Raw genomic sequence first — 22,400 nt, forward strand, 5'->3', positions numbered from 1 at the left:
AAGCGCCTAACCTTACGGTATAACCACTTGTAAAGTGCGGTTAATACTAAAAATCAGCGGTAAAATATGACTTTAGACTTAGATATTCGGACTCTGTGTTTAATTATGGTGTTCTTATCCGGTACATACTGTATTGGTCTTCTAATTAAACAACAAAACCAAGCTCGTATTTTGGGAATGCGTAGCTTTTTATGCGCTATTTTTCTGTTAATGGCAGGCTTCTCCCTATTGAGCTTTGGTTCCAATATTTCGGTGTGGCTCGCTAAAATAATAGCCAATATAGCAATAGCTGGCGGATTCGCTTTAATAGTACTTAGCCTTACCCAACTAAGGCAGTCTCCCTTCATTTACAGCCTTTGCGTCTTTTCAGCACTACCTTTCGCTATCGTCGCCTTGGTTTACTTCACCTTTATCGACCCATCCACTAATTCTCGAGTCGTAACGATGAGTCTTTATGTCACACTGTGCACCCTTGCAAGCGTATTGGTTGTCAGGTCAGGCACCATAGCTGACGTTAAAGCGCCACTATTCCTGTTAGGGGGCGTGTTCATTATTCATTCTTTTTTCATGATTTATAGAATTGGGGTCACCCTCAAAGAACCCAATATTGAAGACTTTTTGCAAGCCGGCGATATACATCAGTTTGCCATCATCATGACCGCAATCCTACTTAGCACGCTAGGCTTTACTTACAATTGGTTGCTAAGTGCTAGGTTGATGCAATCACTCTACAGTTCTTCAATGAAAGACAGCTTAACCCAGTTGTATAATCGCCGAGCGATGAATGAAATGTTAAGACGAGAATGGATGCGCAGCATAAGGCATCATCATCCCTTATCAGTGATCATTCTTGACATCGACCACTTCAAACAAGTCAACGATCAGCATGGCCATCAGACCGGTGACAATGTATTGCAAAAAATAGGGGCAATTCTCAGGAAAAACCTTAGAGCTGCGGATATCCCTTTCCGTTATGGCGGCGAAGAGTTTTTGATTGTATTGCCAGATACCCGCATCGATGATGCATGTAAGGTGGCTGAAAAGTTAAGAGTCATTATCGAGGAGAAAAAGTTTTGGCGACAGCAAAGCGGTCGTTTGACAGCAAGCTTTGGGTTGTCCGAACTTCGAACTGAAGACCTAGTCTCTTGCATGATAAAACGAGCAGATGAGGCCTTATACTGCGCCAAGGAACATGGTCGGAATACCGTCTGTCATTCAGAAAATGGACAAGATCTACCATCAGAACTGCACTTAACTCAAGCAAAAGTGATGCTAGAGAACAAGACCTCCACGAGCACGATTTAGAATATCAACCACTTGTAACATAAGCCCACTCAATAAGAGTTGCACGATGCTGTTCTGCTGATTATTCTCATTTAATCGCAACGTATCCCACAGAGATAAAACAATGGAAAGTACTTACATCTACCCTATTGGCAAGCCCGGACAAAAGTGGCAACAAGCAGAACGTGAAGCATGGTTCGCTCAAAGAACGGTGAAGCGTGAATATCAGCAAGAAGTCGTGCCAAAAATCCAAGCATTAGCAGACCGCTTTGACATCGAGCAATACGGCGCACTGAGCTACGATGAAGATCGCTTCCCGCTTTTGGCAATCAAAAGCAAAAACTGGGACGCATCAAAGCCAACAATTCTTGTCACCGGTGGTGTTCACGGCTACGAAACCAGTGGTGTTCACGGCGCGATCAAGTTCGCTGCAACCCAAGCAGAACAATACTCAACGCACTTCAATATTGTTGTTGCACCGTGTGTGAGCCCTTGGGGTTACGAAGTAATCAACCGCTGGAACCCAAATGCTGTCGATCCAAACCGTTCTTTCTACGACGGTACACCGGCAGAGGAATCGGCAAATCTACGTGCGTTAGTGGCCTCTTTGCCAGAAGTATTGGTTCACGTCGACCTGCACGAAACGACGGATTCCGATGAAACAGAATTCCGACCAGCACTCGCAGCGCGTGATGGCATTGAGTACATTGAAGGTATGATCCCAGACGGTTTCTACACGGTTGGTGATACTGAAAATCCACAACCAGAATTCCAAGCAGCGATTATTGCTTCAGTAGAAAAAGTGACGCACATTGCGCCTGCAGATGAAGACGGCAAAATCATTGGTTCTGAAGTCACCCAACACGGTGTGATCAACTACCCAATGAAGAAGCTAGGCTTATGTGGTGGTGTGACTGACTGTAAATACGGCACAACCACAGAAGTTTACCCAGACAGCGATAAAGTAACCGATGAAGAGTGTAATGACGCTCAAGTTGCTGCGGTAGTCGGTGCTTTGGATTACGTAATCCAACACGAATTAAACGCTTAAGCTAATACCTAGTAACTAAAACTAGAAAGAGCCACAGGTGACGATTCATTTGTGGCTCTTTTTTGTCTTTTCTGCTTGCCTTTAATTTCTTCTTGGGCATAAAAAAGCTCCCTTGCACACAGTACAAGAGAGCTTTGAAATAATACTTAATAAGGAGTAACTAACGAACTATCGACTCCCCATACTTAGTTACTTTATTTAGCTGTTTCGCTAACGTTTTCTTGTCCTTTATCTACTTCAGTTAGTAGACCTTTCAACAAGCTGAAACAGCCAATCAGAAGAATGATCGTAAATGGCAGTGCAGCAATGATCGTGATCGATTGCAGAGCTTGGATAGATTGAGTACCACCAATCCACAACATCACCATTGCGATAGCACCGGAGATAACCGCCCAAACCACTTTCTGTTTCACTGGAACTTCAAGCTTACCACCCGCTGTCATACCATCGATAACAATAGAGCCTGAGTCTAGCGTTGTAACGAAGAACACGATGATCAGCGCGACTGCGAGAACTGACAGAATGTTACCGAACGAGTAAGCATCTAGCATGTAGAACAAGCTTAGAGACACATCTGTGATGCCTTGGTCGAGACCAAGTTGCCCTACATGATTAATCACCTGCTCGATAGCCACGCCACCGAAGATAGCCATCCAAGCCGACGTTACCAATGTTGGGATAATCAGTACGCAAAGTAAAAACTCACGAACCGTACGGCCTTTAGAAATACGCGCTACAAACATACCGAAGAAAGGTGCATACGCAACCCACCATGCCCAGTAGAACACAGTCCAGCCATGCAGCCATGTTGTGTCTTCACGACCAGAGCTTTGGCTTAACGCTACGATGTTATTCACATAGCCCGTTGCGGCAGTCGCCACAGAATCAAGCACGGTTGTGAAGTTCAGAACAGCGATAAGACCAAGGAATACGAACGCAATAACCATGTTCAAGTTACTTAGGAATTTTACACCACCGTCCATACCACGTAGAACCGAGATGATCGCCAAGCCCATGATCAGAACGATAATAGATTGCTGAAGGAAGATGTTGTTTTCCAAGCCAAATACATGGCTGATACCACTTGCTGCTTGTGTACCACCTAAGCCTAATGAAGTCGCTAGACCAAACAGCGTAACCAATACCGTTAATACATCGATCACATCACCTGTTTTACCCCACACTCGTTCACCCAGAATAGGGTAAAACACAGAGCGCATAGATAGCGGTAAGCCTTTGTTATAAACAAAATACGCTAGGCAAAGTGCCGTCATGCCATAGATAGCCCATGCATGAAAACCCCAGTGGAACAGTGTCGCGCCAAGAGCCAGTTCACGGCCTGCTTCTGTAAAAGGTTCTGCATCGAGTGGCGTTCCGAACCAATTCGTAAAGAACGCTGTTGGCTCTGCAACCCCCCAGAAAATAAGTCCAATACCCATACCTGCCGCGAATAACATCGCAATCCAAGATGACATTGAATAGTCCGCCGTCGCGTCTTCGCCACCTAGGCGAATCTTGCCCAACGGTGAAAACGCAAGAACAACGGCAAACGCTAGCATGATGTTAGCTCCCCACATAAACAGGAAGTCAAACTTTGATAAAACAGCACCCTTAATAGAATCAATAGCAGCTTTAGCATCTGCAGGAGGAAGAGCAAGAAGAGTGATGATGAAGAGAAGAGATAAGCCTACTGAGGCTACGAAAACTGTGTTATGGACGTCCATGCCCCATTTACTGACGTTGTCTTGACCAACTTGATAGTCAGTAGAATCAATACTGTATTTTTTTGATTTAAAACTCATAAATTATGATGTTCGCATATCCGAATCAACGAATATAAGGACGCTCTCCATATCCAATTACTACTTGATTGGCTCGCCGCACCACCTAAATAAAAAGGCGATAAAAATCACAATGGTTGGTGATAAATGGACTTATTGGCTCAATCCCAAGGCGCGCATTATAGCACACCTCAAAGCATTTCGACTGAGTTTTAGCTCAATAGTCACCCAAGCCACCGTCAATAGTGATAGTTAATCCAATGAAAAAAGGATAAAATAAACAAATAAAAATCTTTAAATACAGCACGTTAAATTAAAATAACGAACTGTAAAATCTCATTCAAACTTTCTAAAGATAAAATCAACAACAGCCTAATTTATTTATAGCTCTAACAAAAAAGCCCCGCTATAGGGGCGGGGAAATTACCAAAGGTAAAAGAGAAATCAGTATTCAAATTTCAGAGCTACGTCTAGCAGAGCAGCACTTCACGTTTCAAAGACAGCACATTAGATCGCGAAGCAAAAACCTAGGTTATAGTCTTCGCCATTCTTTGCCGTGAACTCTTTATCTTCACTTGAAGCGTTCGGTCGACCGCTTTCATCGCCTTTCACTAAGCTCACCCAGTGACGGATGCCAGAAGAACGGCTCGCCTCAGTTTGGCCAAACGTAGTGCATGTCTCTAACTGGATATCTTGAATATCAACCAATTCCAAGTAGCCAGTGCCTTTACGAGCACCGATTGTCACTTCAACGTGCGTACCACTTTCATCACGAAATAGGATTGCCGAAGGCTTAGACTTATCGCCAGTGAAAGCAACAAAGTGCTTCGCTCTTTTAAGGCCAGTATGTTCACCGTTTTTGAAGTAAACCTGAACATGTCGGTAGTTAATCTCATAGCTCACTGCATCTTCGTGTGAACCCGCCTCTAGAGGAAATAGAGTATCAAGCAACTGTTTCGCCATTTTTTGTTTTTCGAGCTGCTTGTCTGCTTTCACCATTTCTACGGCAAAGACAGCTTCAGCAATAAATGTTGAATGGTTTCTGTGAAGTTCTGTTTTGTCTAGTGTCAGCATATTCATAGTCTTTCCCTCTTACGGCTTTGAATTTCATGTAGGTCAAAAATCCTGATTGACCCTTTTCAAAATTGTTCTTTACTGTGTTGCTTCCATGTTTTTCATACTACTTGTATTTTCGAAACAATTTCACAACAAAAATTTCACAGTGTTAATTTTACTAAATTGCTTTTTTACACAAACCGGCATTTCTAGCCCCCAGCCCTTTATCTAACTGGGTTGAGGACTCAGTAGAAACACTTTTACGTGTTGTTTGAATTTGTGTAATAACCAACACCAACCAACTTATTGTCGATCACTCGATAGTAAGTGTGCTTGGTTTCCACTTTGCTCGACAGCGGGTTTAACCATTGATAAGTGTAAACCCCACGACCATTTTCTTTCGCTAGGTTTAACATCTCAGTGAGAATTGGTTTGTCGTCAGGGCTTAGGATTTCGTTGTGTGAAAGCCCAACAAGCTCAGGAGATACACCGTGCGCGAGCAGCTTTCCAGAGCTCATGTCCATCACGAACACATACAGGTCTCCTTCAACAAAACTGCCTTCGGTATCATTGAATTCGACGATACTGTCCTGTTCTGATTCCACTATCGCGGCCATCGCTCTCGCCAATAATCGCTTAGCTTCTGTTGCACTAGAGCGTTCTGGGTAATACCCCACGGCAACAATCACATCGCCCACACGTTCAAAGAAAGTGGTTTTAGGCTCGCCCATGCGGTCAGTCGGATTAGTCCAATGGTACTGAACTTCGCCAAACCCGTTGTGCACAGCCTTAGTGATCATTTCACGGAAAAAGGGATTACCGTAAACGTCTTGAGTATCCAAAACACTGTCGCCCACCAACACCATTGAAGAGCCGCCACTGGCAAGGAATTGTCCATCAATACCAAGAGCAAACACATAGAGCTCACCGTCTATATATTCGGCATCACTCATGAAGTCTTTGACACTCTCATCGCCATCCTTTTGTACATGGACAACCGCTTTCGCAAGCAGGGTTTTGGCTCTTCTTTCAGCGTCACTGACGACATGTGGTTCTGAAATATCGAGCACATTAACTGGCTCGTTTTCTTTCGCTGTTTCTGAATGTTCAGCACGCAACCCAATGCCACTAATCACTGCAAACACGGCACAACCAATAAGGATAATTCTTGATATATTCATAGTGATCTCTCCTAATAGCCCACTAAGGACGGTAGCCAAAGCGTAATTTGTGGGAAGAAAGCGATAACGAAAACGCCAATAACGGATGCAAGCACAAAGGGATGGATCTTCGCGGTGATCTGCTCAACTGTGGCTCCGCCTATCCCCGAGGCGACAAAGATATTTTCACCGAGTGGCGGCGTAGCAAATCCTATCGATAACGTACATACCACCACAATACCAACGTGGGTAGGATCCGCGCCGAGCATGTACATGATTGGCAGCAAGACCGGTACGATAATCATGATCGCGGCTAACGTTTCCATGAACATGCCAACGAAAAGCAGTAACACAATAGTCAGTGCCCACACCATGTACATGTTGTCAGTGAACCCTAACAGTGACTCCGCCACCACAACCGGAATTTTTTGTTCGATTAACAAGCGACCAAATACCGTTGCCGCGAACAGAATCAGCAACACACGTCCAGTGATCCATGTCGTTGTCGACAATGATTTAATCGTGCTTTTGAACGATAACTCTCGGTGAATAAACACACCCACAAACAGCGAATAGAAAATTGCCACAACCGCTGACTCTGTTGGTGTGAACATACCGCTGTAAATACCTCCGAGAATCAAAAATGGAGCCAGTATCGACCATATGCCACGGCGTAAAGCATATCTTACTTCGCCAAATGACCAATTCTCAGACAGCCCTTTATAGCCTTCTCGCTTGGCAATGAAGTAGTTAGTAACGACGAGTGTTGATGCCATGATGAAGCCAGGAACAACGCCTGCAACAAACAATTTAGGAATAGATAAAGAAGCAAATTGCCCGTGTTGAGCGATGGCTTCAGGCGGTGCCATTAATCCCATTGCTGAGATGCCGAAAATAACTAACGGGATGGATGGCGGAATGATAATCCCCAAGCCCCCTGATGCAGCCGTTACTGCCGATGCGTAACTCTTATCGTAATCTCGCTTAACCATTGCAGGCACCATTAGCATGCCTACCGCAGCGGTGGTTGCAGGCCCTGAACCCGATATAGCACCAAAAAACAGACACGCCATTACCGTTGCGGCGCCAAGGCCACCCGTCACGGGGCCGGCTAAGCTCTCGGCTATATCCACCAACCGTTTGGAGATACCCGCCGCCTCCATTAAGGCGCCAGCAAGAACAAAGGCCGGTAGTGCCATTAACGGGAAGTTACCCACCGAAGTAAATGCGATCTGTACTAACGCAATGGGATTTTTGTCGAGCAACATATAGGCCGCCATTGAAGCGCCGGCCAGTGATACTGTGATTGGTGCACCCAGAATTAACAGGGTTAAGAAGCCACCAAATAAAATTAGAGTTAAATAGGATTCCATTATTACATCTCTCTATTACGGCTATTCTCTGTGACGACTATTGTGATGACTTTTGTGCCGTCATTTTTCTCAGTTCTTTGACTTCTGGATCTTCGTTCTTAGCGCCTTTGAACAAACGCTCGTAGTTGTTCCAGATAATGCGCAGCATCATCAACGAAAACGCGATAGGCAAAATCATGTAGAAGTACTTCATTGGGATGCCTGTAGTTTGAGATTTCCAGAACAGGTTCATTTTGTTAAACACGAAATCGTAACTGAGATAGACAAAGTAACCGTTGAACAGCAACCATAAGAAGTCAGCGATGGTTTCACAGACGGTCTGAACAATCGGAGGGAAGAACTTGAAGTGAAAACTGACTCGGTTATGCGCCGACATTTTGGCCGCCACAACCGCGCCTAGATAGGCAAACCAGACAAACATATAAGTCGCGACTTCATCACCCCAAGGTATGGAGTAATCGAAAAGCTGACGAGTAAGGATTTGTGTAAACAGTAATAGGACAAAGCTTGCTAGCAGCAGACAACATGTATATTCCTCAATGTTGTTAAGGTGCTTTTTTATTGTTTTAGCGACTGACATATAACCTCCAATGTTGATTTCCACATGACAACCAGTCGCTCGCGGTACTGAGCAGATCAGGTACTAAACAGATCAACGAGTAAAGCCATGTAAATGCCCTATCTCACTGTTCTATCGCTAGGTGATTAAGTAGCGGAGAACAGCAGATAGGGCGTATCTAATTGTTACTTTCTACCGAGTAACTCAAGAACGTCGTCTAGCTTGTCTTTGCCACCAATGCTTGAATAGAACTTAGGCCAAACTGATTTCGTTACTTTGCTAATCCACTCTTGCTCATTGTCTGCTGGGTCTGTGAATACCATGCCTTTTGCTTGTAGCTCTTCACGGATCTTGTTTTCAGTATTCTCTAGATAAGCAAAACTGTGTTCTGTTGCTTCCTGACCCGCTTCAAGAATGATCTTTTGCATCTCAGGTGTCTGTTTTTGGAAGACTGTTTCACTGACGATTAACGGCTCAAGTGAGAAGATGTAACGCAGGTTTGTTACGTACTTTTGTACTTCGTTAAACTTCATCGCATGAACAGTGATGTATGGGTTGTCTTGACCATCAACCACACCTTGCTGCAGGCCAGTAAATGTCTCTGACCATGCCATTGGTGTTGGGTTTACGCCCCATGCTTGGTAAGAAGCAATCATGATTTCGTTACGAGGAACACGAATCACTAGTCCTTTTAGATCCGCTGGTGAAGCTACGGCTTTTTTCGAGTTAGTCAGAACCCTAAAACCAGAATAAGCCCAACCAACGATACGAACGCCTGCATCACGAATGGTGTTATCGACAAGGTCTTGACCCACTTGGCCTTGAGTTAATAGCACCGCTTCTTCTGCGCTTTGAATGACATAAGGCATGGTCAATAGACCAACCGTTGGAGAGAAAGGCGTCACGTTGTTGATCGCCAATACAGAGAAGTCGAGAAGGCCGATTGCCGCGTCGTTGACGGTGTCTTGCTCGTTGCCCAATTGACCATTCGGGAACAGGTCGATTTTGACTTTACCGTCTGTTTTTTGCTCCATCAATTCAGAAAATGATGTCGCTAATTCCCACTGAGTACCACCAGCAGCATCGCCGATAGCCATTTTGAAATTTGCTGCTGCCGCGGTATGAGATAGCATCGCTGTTGCTACAATTGTGACGCCAGCAATAATTTTATTTTTAATCAATTTCATAGTCTTAACCTTTCATATCATACAGACTTCCTGCCTGTACTTTGCTCACAAGGTGACCTGGTACAACTTTCCTGGTCGTAGTTCTATTTCCCTATTTTGGAAACAATGTTCGAGTAGCTAAAGCACTTCATCCTTTAACGAATACCACTGATAAAGGAACTGTTGCCCTACTCTTCGAAATGGTGCAAACATCTCAGATTCCACCACTTCCCTCACGTTGGGGAACGGAAGTTTTGATTCAAATATTGGCAAGTCAAGCTTATGACCTTCACCTGCGATCCACTGAGCGAGGCGTTTGCCTGCTTGAGCGGAGTACATCACCCCATTGCCGCCATACCCTAATGCGTAGAATATGGATTGCTTTGGATTCGGCTGATAGATTCTTGGCATCATGTCGTGGCTAACATCCACCCACCCCCACCATGAATAATCGATTTTGATCTGATCGAGAGAAGGGAATTTTCGGGTTAAATCCGCTCTCAACATGTCTTCGTATTTCTTTTCAGGTGCATTCTTGCCACTGATGGCACTGCGTGTACCGATCTGCACTCGGTTATCGGGTAACAAACGGTAGTAATGACGCAGGATTCTGGTATCAGTAATCACCTGATTGGTTTTGAAGTTACACGCGGTAATTTCGTCTTGAGTTAACGGACGTGTCACCATCGAGTTAGAAAGTACAGGTAATAGGCGATTCTTAAGCTCTGAATGCAAACCTTGGCTGGTATACCCACCGGTACAAACACCGACAGAACGAGCCTTAACCACACCACCTGGTGTTTTTAGATAGTGCACACCGTTACGTGTTTCCCAACCCATCACAGGGCTTGCGGGGTGAACTTTTACGCCGAGTGCTCGCGCCTTTCTTAGATAACCAAACGCCAGTTTCCCTGCATGAATACCAATACCTTCTGGCTCATGCATTGCGCCTGCCGCTTCTTGGTCACCAACGTAATCACGTTTTACGGTTTCCGCATCTAAGATCTGCGCATCGTAATCGAACGTATCACGCAGCAACTTGGCTTCTTTCTCGAGTGTTGCCATCACTTTTGGACGGTGAGCAACGTATAAGTGGCCGCCCGGCTGTGGGTCACAATCAATGTCTTTGATCAGAGACTTAAAGGTGTTCATACCATCGACGCATTCGCGGTGCATTTTTAGCGCGGTTTCGAGTCCCCAGCGTTCAATCCACTGAGAGCGCTTCAAACGTCCTGACGCACACTGAGCCTGACCACCATTTCGGGTACTGCAACCCCAACTCATACGGTTAGCTTCAATCACAGTCGCTTTAATGCCGTACATTTCAGCAAGGTGTATCGCGGTGCTTAAGCCTGTGTAGCCTGAACCGATTATCGCTACATCGACATCCATATCCGATGTAATTGGGCCATCATCTTCAGGTGGCGCGCCTGCGGTATCTACCCAATAAGTCGGGGCGTATTCCTTACCGTGACCTGGGCTTTTATCTTTAAGTGGATCGTATTTTGGATCGTATCTTTCTTTTGCTTGGGTGCTTTCTTGTGCTTGGGTGCTTGTCACCTTTGGCGGCACATCGGCTGCCGGTTGTTCCATTACTAAACTCATAATTCGACTCTCCTAGTCATAACACGTGGACTGATTTTGGTTTCGTGTCTAGCTCTTGGGAGTATTGCTGGGAGTCAAAAGAGGTCGTGTTTTACGGAAGGCATTTTTTACGCTGATTTTTCCCTCTTTCAGGGTAAACACATCAACCATACGAGCTTCGATGACGGTGCCATCAGGGTTAGTCGCAGAGAACGTTGATTCACTCACCGCGCGGTCGCCACACACAAAGTGGACAGGGTCGCTCCAGGCTGCATCTGGAAAGTTCTGCCAAACCAATTCAAAGCTATTGCGAACGGCTTCGTACCCTTCGATAGTGTTTCCAAGTTCGCCTTCTCCTGCCACGGTGTGGAAGACACAGTCTTCGGTCATAAACGACATTAGCGCTTCAATATCATGGTTATTCCATGCATCACTAAAAGACTGTAAAAAGGCGGTGTCGACTTGGTTTTCCAGCACGAATGTCGTTGCATTGGTTTGCATATTCATATTCCAGAATCCTTTATGTTTTCGTTATTGGTTTAAATTTCAGTAGCTTTGCGCCACTTTTTTATTAGAGTGTTTAAACTAGATCTGTGAAAATTTAACAACTTGATAACAAGATTCGCCACTCTAACTTCGAGTTACTTTATAAACAATCTTTAAGCTCACAGATTTCATCTTTTTATAAATTAATTGGTGTTCTAATTTTATTTATCTCGTAATCACTAGATTTATATGAGCTCTAAATAAAATCAGTAGAAATATTAGACTTTAGTCGAAATCAAAATCTTGATGGTACTTTCGGCCATACTGCTCAAGCTGGCGATCATGAGTATTAACTTGTAATTCGATATTACCCTCACCTTTATTCATTGCTTGATTGCTATCTATATGGGCTTCATTTTTTAAATCAGCCAGTGTCTCTTCAATATATTCTGTTGGTTCATTTAAAACATTCATGGAGATTAATTCCTTTATCAGGTTTACTTTCGCTGATGGAAGAATATGAACGGACACTAGACCGTTTGAATATTCTTTCTCATCGTACAAAGGCTGAATGGCATCATTACCACCTTCCTTAAATGGGTGAATGGAATACCACTTATCTTTTCGTTGCTCTTGCTGATCACAATCAGCCACATTGAATATCTGAGTCTTATTGAAGTCACAGGGTGAGTTAAAAACACTAACCTTATGATAATCAATGGCTTTAATAATATTGATACAGTCTTTACTTTGGCTATGACATACAGACCACAGCGCATTAATCAGGTTATCTGTCCACTCAAGTAAACGGGTTGGAAACCCCTGTTTCTTGGCTAAACACATCAATAACCAGTCGTTTATCTCGTGTGCACTCAACGAATGCCCGCCATAAACTCTCACGGTCGAGAGAAGTTCTTGTTCGACACGGCGAATATTCTTTCGATTTGAGCGACCTAAGCTTGGCATCAGGTTATTATTTTCATAATCACACACGTTATAAATCAAACCACGATGCCCACTACACTCAGCAATGAGTGAATCAATTATTTCATACAGCTCTTCGAGTGAGCTTATATAACGTTTATTTTCCACAACATGCATACTACGATTCACTTAATTTAAATCCGGTAAAATACAAATATCAACAACCCTATCAATCGATGATAAAAATCAGCCAATAATAACGATTGACCAATAATCAACGAGTATCGTTATTGTGTTTTTTTAAATGATAATAAGTATATATCTTCATAAACAAGTATCAGTATTAGAACCATTCACTAAGGATCTATGAGTTAATGGTCGATTAATAATAACGAGTAACAAAGTTTATATAGCTAGAACCACTTATGTCCCTAATGAACATTTAATTAGTGTTCTAATGTTTAACTGGAAATTATTGAACTAAGCGTTTACGTTCTTAACCTAAGTACTTGCCAATACCCGTTGGTATTGCCCGACCACATTCTCGATAGCACTTTCTCTAACACTCTCGAGATTTCTGTGGCCGGACAAACTTCCTATGACTTATACGTAATCTTTGTATTTATCTAGGAAACGAACCGGTGTTGATAGTGCATCTCGGCGGAACGGGTCGCCCAATTCCTGAGTACACATGATTTCAATGATGGTTGTTTTGCCTTCGTTCATCTGCATGTCGATGGCCTTTTGCAAGGTTGGACCGACATCTTCTAGCTTATCAACCGTGATACCTTCAGCACCCATTGCTCGTGCAATCTCTGCAAAGCTTTGGTTTTCAAGTTCACCAGCAACAAAGCGTCGGTTGTAGAAGTCGACTTGGTTCTTCTTCTCTGCACCCCATTGACGGTTGTGGAATACCACGGCTGTCACTGGAATGTTATGGCGAACACATGTCATGGTTTCCATCAGGCTCATGCCCCACGCACCGTCGCCTGCATATGAAATAGCTGGACGATGAGGTGCCGCTGCTTTTGCACCAATGATGGTCGGGAACGCGTAACCACAGTTACCGAAACTCATTGCAGCAAAGAAGCTACGTGGTTTCTCGAAGCGTAAATAGCTGTTTGCCACCGAGTTGATGTTACCGATATCCGTTGAGACCATAACATCTTCAGGCATCGCTTTTTCTAGCTCACGCAGTACTTGGCGTGGGTGTAGATATTCACCACCAGAGAACGGAGTCTCGTGTGAGTTTTCCTCAATCATATCTAAGCTGAAAGAGTCACGTTCGTGTGTCCACTCATCAAGCTCTTTTTCCCAAAGTGCTTTCTCTGTTGCTACTGTGTCTTGACGCTCACCTCTGTTGTCATCACACAACAGTGCTCGACTTTCTAATCTTTCAGATAGAGCAACTGCTGCTGCTTTCGCATCACCACAGATACCAACCGAAATCTTCTTAACGAGGCCAAGCATCTTGTTGTCGGCATCAATCTGAATGATTTTCGCGTTCTTCGGCCAGTAGTCCATGCCATGTTGAGGCAAGGTACCAAATGGACCAAGACGTGTACCCAAAGCGATAACCACATCTGCTTGAGCCATCAATTTCATTGCTGCTTTCGAACCTTGGTAGCCTAAAGGGCCACACCATAATGGGTGACTCGCAGGGAAAGAGTCATTGTGTAGGTAGCTGTTCACTACGGGTGCGCCTAATCTTTCTGCCAGGGCCGCACACTCTTGAACTGCGTCAGCCATTACCACACCGCCACCAGAAATGATGACTGGGAATTTCGCTTCAGCTATCAGGTCTGCTGCTTCATTCAGAGATTTCTCGCCACCTGGACCACGGTCTAAACGCGCGGGTTTAGGGATCTCAGTTTGAGTTTCGCCGTAGAAGTAATCACGTGGAATATTCAGTTGAGTCGGACCCATTTCGCTCATCGCGCGGTCAAAGCATCGACCCGTGTATTCCGCCATACGGTCTGGGTGCGTTACGTGTCCTTGATACTTAGTGAACTCTTGGAACATTGGAAGCTGGTTACACTCTTGGAAACCACCTAAGCCCATTGTTTTGGTGCCTGTCTCTGGTGTCACAATTACGACCGGGCTATGTGCCCAGAACGCCGCTGCAATCGCAGTCACACAGTTACTAATACCCGGGCCATTTTGCCCGATAACTACGCCGTGGCGACCCGATACACGAGAGTAACCATCTGCCATGTGGGCAGCGCCTTGCTCGTGTACCACTGGGACCAATCGAATGCCAGCAGGAGCAAAGATATCCATTGCGTCCATAAATGCTGACCCCATGATGCCGAACATGTCGGTAACATCATTAGCAACCATAGTTTCAACGAACGCTTCTGATGGTGTCATTGTTACTGTGCCGGAAACAACCGTACGTTTTTCTTGCTCGCTCATTCTTCCATTCTCCTTGAGTTAACCAAAATTTCATTTATCGGAATGAATTGTCTCTTTTTCGAATTCATTTTCACCTTAGTAGTAGAATTTTTGCGCGTCAACTTTTTATATTAAATTGGAACAATTCATTCTAATTAATAAAACTAGATCACATTATTGGTAGTTTTTCGTACAAAAAGTGCCGTTAACTTAAGAGGAGCTGTTAATAATCGATGTCATATCGCGATAGCAGCGACAAGTAATAAGCTATATAGAGGGAAATATGATGAAAGAAGCAGGATTGGTACCAACGCAACCGGTAAGTGTGAGAGAACGCTTTGGGATCGACAGCAACCTAACGGTGATGGCATTTGAACATCCGGGTGAATATGTGCCGAAAGTCGACCCAAATTACTGTTTTGATCCTGAAGTGACGCTGGCTATATTGGCGGGGTTCACCTCCAATCGTCGAACATTGATACAAGGCACACACGGAACGGGCAAGTCGTCCCATATTGAGCAAATTGCCGCGAGATTGAATTGGCCGTGTTTGAGGATCAACCTAGACGGACACTTAAGTCGATTGGATTTCATAGGTAAAGACAGCATCGTCATTAAAGACGGAATGCAGGTAACAGAGTTTAAAGAAGGCATTCTTCCTCAGAGCATTCAACAACCCATCGCACTGGTATTAGATGAATACGACGCTGGTCGCCCTGACGTGATGTTTGTGATTCAACAACTATTAGAGCAAGACGGCAAATACACCTCTTTAGAACAAAACCGAGTGATCACACCTCACCCTTCTTTTCGCTTGTTTGCTACCTGCAACACGCTTGGCTTGGGTAACTTCTCCGGTTTGTATTCTGGCACTCAAGTGCTTAACCATAGCCAACTTGACCGATGGAACATCATCGCCACGCTTAACTATTTAGATCCGCAACATGAAACCAAGATCGTGTTATCCAAGCTTCCAGAGCTGAATAATGAAAGCGGCCGACAACTGGTTGAGAAAATGATCGCCACCGCAGGATTAACGCGTAACGGGTTTCGGGCTGGTGACCTTTCAACAGTGATGTCTCCGCGAACAGTGCTCACTTGGGCTGAAAACATCCAAATATTCGACGATGTTGCGACGGCATTTAGGCTTTCATTCTTAAATCGCTGTGAAGACGAAGAGAAAGAACTGGTTAGCGAATACTATTTCCGTTGCTTTGGTGAAGATTTAGAAACGCCCACTCAAAACTATTCACACTCGGAGTCGTAAACCATGGCCAATGTTTCTTCTCAGCAGAAAAAGATCCTCGATCTTGGCGTGTCAGTCGCCAGAGCGATCAGCGGTGAGTTGAGTCTGAATTATCGGGGAGAGCGTCTCTATAAAGGCAATAGCCCCTGTTATTATCAGTCTGCACATACTAACGATCTCACCTTTGTTGCTCACCATGAGCTGAAAAACAGCAAGCTTTCGATGCAAGGCAAGATCGATTCATCGGCACTGCGACTCTTGCTTTCAGATGCTGATCTTCATTACTCATTGCGACCGAAAAACGAAGTCGAACGTCTGTTATATGATTTCTGCGAACAGGTACGAATTGAATCGCAAGTTCCATCTTATCTAAAAGGTGTAACCACCAGTATCCAGTTCAACTTTGCGTATTGGAGCGACCAATATCATCAGAATGGCTTTACTGAATCACGAATTGGTATGTTGCTGTTCACACTGATGCAAGTCATCCACACCCGCTTAACTGGTGTCCCAGTTTCGGAACCAATCGCTGAAACCATTGAATCGACTCGCGCCGGCATCGTGCCTACCTTTGGTCACAGCTTTAAACGCTTAAAGCAACATCGAGCCGACCAAGAACAGTTTGCACACTGCGCCAATGAGCTTGCAACCCTTGCACAAGAGTTAATCATCCAAGAACAAGAAAGTGATAACTCGCCCACGCCAACGGTCGAAGAAGACATTAAGATCCTTGCGCAGCTTGCCTTGATTGTGGATGGTGACATTCAAGATGAAGACGTCGATGCCGACATCACAGGCAGTAGCAAGGTATTCGAGCTTTCGGGCGCGAATTATCAGGTCTTTAATTCAGAATTTGATCAAGTGATCGCGGCAGACAAACTCGTCAGGCGTGCCCTGTTACTCGAACTGAGGCAGAAACTCACCGATGACATCATGGCGAGACAAGTCAACACTCGCCGTTTAGCCGCGATGCTCACTCGCTTTGTTGCCACGCCACAAACGAACCGACATCAGGATGATTTAGAAGAAGGCATTGTTAACGCCACCACCATCACCAAGCTCATCACTTCGCCATTAGATCGCACTGTCTTTTATCAACCTGACATCGGCGCATCTCATCAATGTGCCATCACGTTTTTGATGGACTGCTCAGGTTCTATGCAGAAACACAGTCACAAGCTAAGTCTACTGATGGATACAATTCTCAAATCCGTTGGACTGGCCAACATTCCATTTGAGATTATTGGTTTCACCACCAATAACTGGAACGGTGGCAAGGTTTATCGGCAGTGGCTTAAGCAGGGTCAACCGAAACACCCAGGCCGCTTAAACGAAGTTCGACATATCGTGTTTAAGGATTTTGATACACATTGGAGACGCTCTCGCCTTGGCATTGCCAGCCTTCGTAAAGCTGACATATTTAAAGAAGGGATTGATGGCGAAGCGGTGCAGTTCGCTAGTCAGCGGTTGCAACAGCACAGTGCGCAAAGAAAGATTTTGATCGTGTTCTCAGATGGCTGTCCGATGGATACCGCCACCAGCACCGCCAACGATCAGTTCTATTTGGATAACCATCTCAAACAAGTTATTGAGCGCGAATCAAACAAAAACCATACCGAGATTCATGGTGTGGGAATGGGCGTCGATTTAAGCCCGTACTACCGCAGTAACATCACCTTAGATGTGCAGGAGAGCTGCTTGTTCGGGCTATGTGGGAACATCTTTGAGATGCTAAAGCGCTGACGTGTCAGTGAGGAGGGTGTCATCAAGCATTAAACGAAAATCAAGCCCTTCTCTTCCAAAGATAATTTTGATAAAGAAAACGTTCTAAGCCAAAAACAACGACCATGAAGAGACAGCCATCAAATACACACCAATCAACATCAACACAATAAACACTAGCTTTCTTAATTGGTCGTTCGACAACGGCGGTGGGAAACGTCGAGCAAACATCGTGACAAGCGCTACCAAGGGAACAGCAATAGCAGATAACCACAGTATGCTCTGTTCCATGTCGCCTGCAGCGTAGACATTGACAGTACGCGACATCGACGTACAAACGAAAACCATCAGCAGTGTGCTTCGCACCAGATCGAGCGTAAAAGGTTGCCGATAGAGATGATAAACAATCGGTGGACCTGCCATCCCAAATAACCCACCCGCTAACCCAGAGCTAAAGCCTGAGACAAGGAAAGATACGGTTGCCGAGCGATCCTTTCTGGTTTTAGGTTTGAACATAAAACTCAAACCTGCGAATAGCACCATCGCACCCAATAGTCCTCGAAGAATATGCGTTGCCGAATCGCTTAACTCGTCCAGCAAGTACACCCCCATCGAAACGCCGGGAATAATACCGATGACCAACACCACCAGAATCTTGAGTTCCCCAAGCAGTGGCTTACCCATCAATGCGACCAAACAATTGAACAAGGTCACAATACTGACCACAGCGGCTATAACGGGTAAGGAAACCAGATTAAGGCTAACCGTTAAACCAATCACGATGATACCGAGGCCAAATCCAGTGACAGTTTGAAAATAGGTACCTACCGCAATAGTGGTAAGAATGGCGAGTAAAACAGGTAACTCCATTAGCTATCCTAATTAGGTTGTTTGGGGGCTGGATATGAGTGCGAATTTGAGTGCTAGATTCAGGAGCGAGATGTTAATACCTAAATTCAAACGTCGACTCTTGTCTTTCTTCAACATCAGCTTCACTATCAGCCTTAGAGTCAGACACTTTCCCTTGCTGCGCTTGTACCGCGGTCACCGCGATCACATTAAAGATGTCTTGTGCGCTACACCCTCTTGATAAGTCATTCGCAGGTTGATTCAACCCTTGTAACAGTGGACCAATCGCAACTGCCCCGCCTAATCTTTCCGCAAGCTTATAACCAATATTACCGGCTTCTAAATTGGGGAATATCAACACGTTCGATTGACCTTTCACCTCTGAATCTGGCAGCTTTTTCGCGGCAATCTCAGTCACAATCGCGGCATCGAGTTGAACATCCTGATCGACGGCGATTCCGGGACAACGTTGTTTCACGAGTTGAGCCGCGTTACGAACCTTATCGACCGATTCGTGCTTGGCACTGCCGTTGGTCGAAAACGACAGCATTGCGACTTTAGGCTCTTCCATCAGTAGCGTTTGAGCACTGTTTGATGCAGCTACGGCAATCGATGCTAGCTCAGTTTCATTGGGGTTAATCACCAAACCACAGTCACTGAAAATCATGCCGCCTTTAAGATTATGGAAAGGCTCACACAACATCATCAGAAAGAAACTGGACACCAATTCACTGTCTGGCGCGGGGCCGATAATCTGAAGCGCAGCTCGCACCACATCAGACGTGGTATAAACCGCACCATTAACTGTGCCATCCACCAGCCCCTCTCTGACCATCAAATTGGCAAAAACGAGTGGGTCTAGAACCAACTCTAGCGCGTCATCGTAAGTCATACCTTTCGCTTTTCTTAACGTATACAACCGCTCAGCGAGCACTTCTTTGAGTGATGACGCCTGTGGGGAAACAATATGAATGCCCACAAGATCAATGTGATGTAATTCTGCAGCAGCGATGATCGCTGGTTCATCCCCGACTAGGGTGATGTAAGCGAGCTGTTTGTCTATCGCCATTCTTGCGGCTGCTAGTACTCGCGGGTCCTCAGCTTCACTCAAAACCACTCGCTTACGATCTAAGTGAGCCTTATCAATAATCCGTTCAATCGCCTTCATCTTAAATTCCATTTATTGAGATTAATTGTTCCATAATTTACACTTTATATTATTGAAATAATAAAAAAGGTCAAATTTTATTCAGATAATTGAATAATAATGATTTGGTATGTACACTCTTAGGCATAGACATATCGCAAGGATGGATCATTACATGCAAACAGAAACACCACCAGTTCAAGGGGATACACCGACTCTCCGACTTTTTGCACTATTAGAGGTGATAGCGCAAAAAGACGAGTTTATTTCTCTTCAAGGATTAGTCGAAGAAACTGGACTGCCAAAACCTACGCTGCACCGAATGCTTCAGCAGTTAGAAGCGGCAGGCATTATTCAAAGAGACGGCGATGAGAAGCACTACAGCTCAGGTATTCGACTCAGAAAGCTTGCCGAAAACCTACTGTTGAATAGCACCATGCACAGTGCCCGACGCACTATTCTTGAAAACCTGAGAGCAGAAGTTGGTGAAAGCTGTAACCTAACGGCGCTATCAAGTGGCGAGATCATCTATCTTGATCGCGCAGAAACTGAAGCACCCCTTCGTTTTCATCTACACCCAGGTTCTCGCGTCCCAGTGCATTGCTCAGCAAGCGGAAAACTGTTTTTGGCGCACATGTCGAAGTCACAGCGCAGACGATTAATTGAAAATGTGCCACTGACTCAATACACCGTGAACACCATTACCGACTATTCGATGTTAGAGAAAGACATCGAAGAAGCGAAAATCCAAGGCTTTGCGATTGATGACGAAGAGTTTTTGCCGGGCTTAGTCTGTATCGCGGTACTGATTCCGTCATCTACGGGTCAATCAAACCTCGGCCTCGCAATACAAGCACCTGTCATTCGATTAAGACCAGATGAAGCGATTAAATTCTTACCGGCGCTTCAAAAAGCGGCAAAAGCGCTCGCAAAAATAGAATCTGATAATTGGGGTTAGCTTTGATAATTTCAGCTTAACAGTAGGATCTGGCTTTAAGTGCATATTGAAGCCTGTTGCCCCGTTGTCATTGTATTCGGCCAAACGATATTCGGCTAAACGACGTTTGGTCGAAATCATTTTAACGCCCGCATTTATCATAAACAGCAACATACTTAAGTAATCACGACAAAGGAAACACGATGCTAAACATTAACAACAAGCACTTACTCTCTTTTATGGTGACAGAACCAACAAACGCTGTTTCAGTAACAAACCCGGCAACTGGGGAACTCGTAGGGCACGCACCTATTTTATCTGAAGCTGAATTAACAAGTACTATCGAACGCGCTCATATAGCACAAAAAGAATGGGCTCAAGTGCCAGCTAAATCTCGCGCTGCATTACTTCATCGCTGGCATCAACTGATCCTTGAAAACAAAGATGATCTTGCTCGGCTAATGACGATTGAACAAGGTAAACCGTTAGCCGAAGCAAAGGGCGAAATTGTTTATGGTGCGAGTTTTATAGAGTGGTTTGCGGAAGAAGCGAAGCGAACCTATGGCGATTCGATCCCAAGTACCGTCGCGGGTAAACGCTTAGTTACGATCAAGCAACCTATTGGAGTGGCTTGTGCCATTACCCCATGGAACTTTCCAACGGCGATGATCACGCGTAAAGCCGCACCAGCCTTAGCCGCGGGTTGTAGCTTTGTAGTGAAACCATCAGATGAAACACCACTTTCTGCATTTGCCGTGGTTGAGCTCGCTTATCAAGCCGGTATCCCCAAGGATCTACTTCAAGTTGTACTAGGTGAAAGCCCTGAGCAAGTGGGTGGTCTTTTCACCTCACACCCACTGATTAAAAAGATCTCTTTTACTGGCTCAACAAGAGTCGGCAGTATCTTGATGGCTCAAGCAGCAAAAAGCATTAAACGAACTTCTATGGAACTTGGCGGTAACGCACCTTTTATTGTATTTGACGATGCGGATATTGATGCTGCAGTTCAAGGCGCGATGGCTTCAAAATTCCGTAATGCAGGCCAAACCTGTGTCTGTGCCAACCGTTTCTACGTTCATAGCAAGGTACATGACGAATTTGTGGCTAAATTCGATCAGGCAGTGCAACAGCTTAAAATTGGTAATGGCTTAGACGAAGGCGTAACGGTTGGCCCCGTGGTCAATGAGAGTGCAAAGCAAAACATTCAAGCCCTGATAGACCGAGCAATCGAACAAGGTGCAGAGCCCGTGACGCCACTTCAGCAACTTGATGGACTCTTCCTTCAACCTATTGTTCTGAAAGGTGTGAAACACAGCATGGATATTGTTCAACGAGAGATCTTTGGCCCTGTCGCACCTGTGATGAAATTCGATACCGACGAAGAGCTCATCGAGATGGCCAACGATACCATTTACGGTTTAGCATCTTACTTCTATAGCCAGAATATCCACCGTGTGTGGAACATCGCAGAGGCACTTGAATACGGTATGGTCGGCATCAATGATGGTTTAATTTCTACCGAAGTCGCCCCTTTCGGTGGTGTTAAGCAATCAGGTATTGGCCGTGAAGGAGCCAAAGAAGGCATCGATGAGTACATGGACATTAAATACCTATGCTTTGGTAGTAACTAGGTTTTGGCAGTAACTAGACTCTGACAGTAATTAGATTTTGGTACTAGCTA

General features: G+C 44.9%; 18 protein-coding genes. 6 read left to right on the plus strand and 12 right to left on the minus strand.

The genetic code is table 11. The features are described 5' to 3' along the window. Positions 1 to 66 precede the first annotated feature (66 nt). A complete protein-coding gene (locus BCU75_RS17465) occupies positions 67 to 1,305 on the plus strand; it encodes a GGDEF domain-containing protein (RefSeq protein ID WP_102474584.1) in 1,239 nt (412 codons plus the stop codon). 103 nt (positions 1,306 to 1,408) lie between these two features. Next, positions 1,409 to 2,335: a M14 family metallopeptidase gene (locus BCU75_RS17470; protein ID WP_102474585.1), complete on the plus strand. Its 927-nt coding sequence runs from the start codon at positions 1,409 to 1,411 to the stop codon at positions 2,333 to 2,335. A 194-nt stretch (positions 2,336 to 2,529) separates the two neighbouring features. On the opposite strand, the gene BCU75_RS17475 is transcribed toward BCU75_RS17470, so the two are convergent. The 10 genes from BCU75_RS17475 to xsc all read right to left on the minus strand — a co-directional run bounded on the left by BCU75_RS17475 (position 2,530) and on the right by xsc (position 14,839). Beyond that, positions 2,530 to 4,137, minus strand: a complete 1,608-nt coding sequence (locus tag BCU75_RS17475; protein WP_102474586.1) for a BCCT family transporter — start codon at positions 4,135 to 4,137, stop codon at positions 2,530 to 2,532. A 486-nt stretch (positions 4,138 to 4,623) separates the two neighbouring features. Further along, on the minus strand, positions 4,624 to 5,196 hold the full coding sequence (locus tag BCU75_RS17480; RefSeq protein ID WP_076674053.1) for a malate synthase: 573 nt from the start codon (positions 5,194 to 5,196) through the stop codon (positions 4,624 to 4,626). Positions 5,197 to 5,432: 236 nt separating this feature from the next. Continuing rightward, entirely contained in the window at positions 5,433 to 6,353 is a 921-nt protein-coding gene (locus BCU75_RS17485) for a cache domain-containing protein (RefSeq protein ID WP_102474587.1), read from the minus strand. An 11-nt stretch (positions 6,354 to 6,364) separates the two neighbouring features. After that, on the minus strand, positions 6,365 to 7,705 hold the full coding sequence (locus tag BCU75_RS17490) for a TRAP transporter large permease (RefSeq protein WP_102474588.1): 1,341 nt from the start codon (positions 7,703 to 7,705) through the stop codon (positions 6,365 to 6,367). Positions 7,706 to 7,742: 37 nt separating this feature from the next. Beyond that, positions 7,743 to 8,285 carry a TRAP transporter small permease gene (locus BCU75_RS17495; RefSeq protein ID WP_009845769.1) on the minus strand — a complete coding sequence of 181 codons (543 nt, stop codon included), beginning with the start codon at positions 8,283 to 8,285 and terminating at the stop codon, positions 7,743 to 7,745. Positions 8,286 to 8,449: 164 nt separating this feature from the next. Next, positions 8,450 to 9,451 carry a TRAP transporter substrate-binding protein gene (locus tag BCU75_RS17500; protein ID WP_102474589.1) on the minus strand — a complete coding sequence of 334 codons (1,002 nt, stop codon included), beginning with the start codon at positions 9,449 to 9,451 and terminating at the stop codon, positions 8,450 to 8,452. A 117-nt stretch (positions 9,452 to 9,568) separates the two neighbouring features. Further along, on the minus strand, positions 9,569 to 11,035 hold the full coding sequence (locus BCU75_RS17505; protein WP_102474590.1) for an NAD(P)/FAD-dependent oxidoreductase: 1,467 nt from the start codon (positions 11,033 to 11,035) through the stop codon (positions 9,569 to 9,571). 48 nt (positions 11,036 to 11,083) lie between these two features. After that, on the minus strand, positions 11,084 to 11,521 hold the full coding sequence (locus BCU75_RS17510; protein WP_102474591.1) for a nuclear transport factor 2 family protein: 438 nt from the start codon (positions 11,519 to 11,521) through the stop codon (positions 11,084 to 11,086). Between the two features lie 264 nt (positions 11,522 to 11,785). After that, the gene (locus tag BCU75_RS17515) at positions 11,786 to 12,601 is read right to left on the minus strand and encodes an FRG domain-containing protein (RefSeq protein WP_102474592.1); all 816 of its coding nucleotides are present in this window, start codon (positions 12,599 to 12,601) and stop codon (positions 11,786 to 11,788) included. Between the two features lie 426 nt (positions 12,602 to 13,027). After that, a complete protein-coding gene (xsc, locus tag BCU75_RS17520; protein WP_076674045.1) occupies positions 13,028 to 14,839 on the minus strand; it encodes a sulfoacetaldehyde acetyltransferase in 1,812 nt (603 codons plus the stop codon). A 262-nt stretch (positions 14,840 to 15,101) separates the two neighbouring features. On the opposite strand from xsc, the gene BCU75_RS17525 reads away from it, so the two are divergent. Beyond that, on the plus strand, positions 15,102 to 16,085 hold the full coding sequence (locus tag BCU75_RS17525) for an AAA family ATPase (RefSeq protein WP_198593434.1): 984 nt from the start codon (positions 15,102 to 15,104) through the stop codon (positions 16,083 to 16,085). 3 nt (positions 16,086 to 16,088) lie between these two features. Further along, on the plus strand, positions 16,089 to 17,807 hold the full coding sequence (locus BCU75_RS17530; RefSeq protein ID WP_102474593.1) for a cobaltochelatase CobT-related protein: 1,719 nt from the start codon (positions 16,089 to 16,091) through the stop codon (positions 17,805 to 17,807). A gap of 84 nt (positions 17,808 to 17,891) precedes the next feature. On the opposite strand, the gene BCU75_RS17535 is transcribed toward BCU75_RS17530, so the two are convergent. Both BCU75_RS17535 and pta read right to left on the minus strand, forming a co-directional pair. Then, positions 17,892 to 18,656: a sulfite exporter TauE/SafE family protein gene (locus BCU75_RS17535; RefSeq protein ID WP_102474594.1), complete on the minus strand. Its 765-nt coding sequence runs from the start codon at positions 18,654 to 18,656 to the stop codon at positions 17,892 to 17,894. Between the two features lie 73 nt (positions 18,657 to 18,729). After that, on the minus strand, positions 18,730 to 19,803 hold the full coding sequence (pta, locus tag BCU75_RS17540) for a phosphate acetyltransferase (RefSeq protein WP_102474595.1): 1,074 nt from the start codon (positions 19,801 to 19,803) through the stop codon (positions 18,730 to 18,732). Positions 19,804 to 19,957: 154 nt separating this feature from the next. Here pta and BCU75_RS17545 point away from each other — a divergent pair, with 154 nt between their 5' ends. Together BCU75_RS17545 and BCU75_RS17550 are read left to right on the plus strand one after the other, a co-directional pair. Beyond that, entirely contained in the window at positions 19,958 to 20,740 is a 783-nt protein-coding gene (locus BCU75_RS17545; protein ID WP_016767893.1) for an IclR family transcriptional regulator, read from the plus strand. A gap of 182 nt (positions 20,741 to 20,922) precedes the next feature. Beyond that, complete coding sequence (locus BCU75_RS17550; RefSeq protein WP_102474596.1) at positions 20,923 to 22,350, plus strand: NAD-dependent succinate-semialdehyde dehydrogenase; 1,428 nt, start codon at positions 20,923 to 20,925, stop codon at positions 22,348 to 22,350. Positions 22,351 to 22,400 lie beyond the last annotated feature (50 nt).

Source organism: Vibrio splendidus, assembly GCF_002873455.1.
Lineage (GTDB): Bacteria > Pseudomonadota > Gammaproteobacteria > Enterobacterales > Vibrionaceae > Vibrio > Vibrio splendidus_J.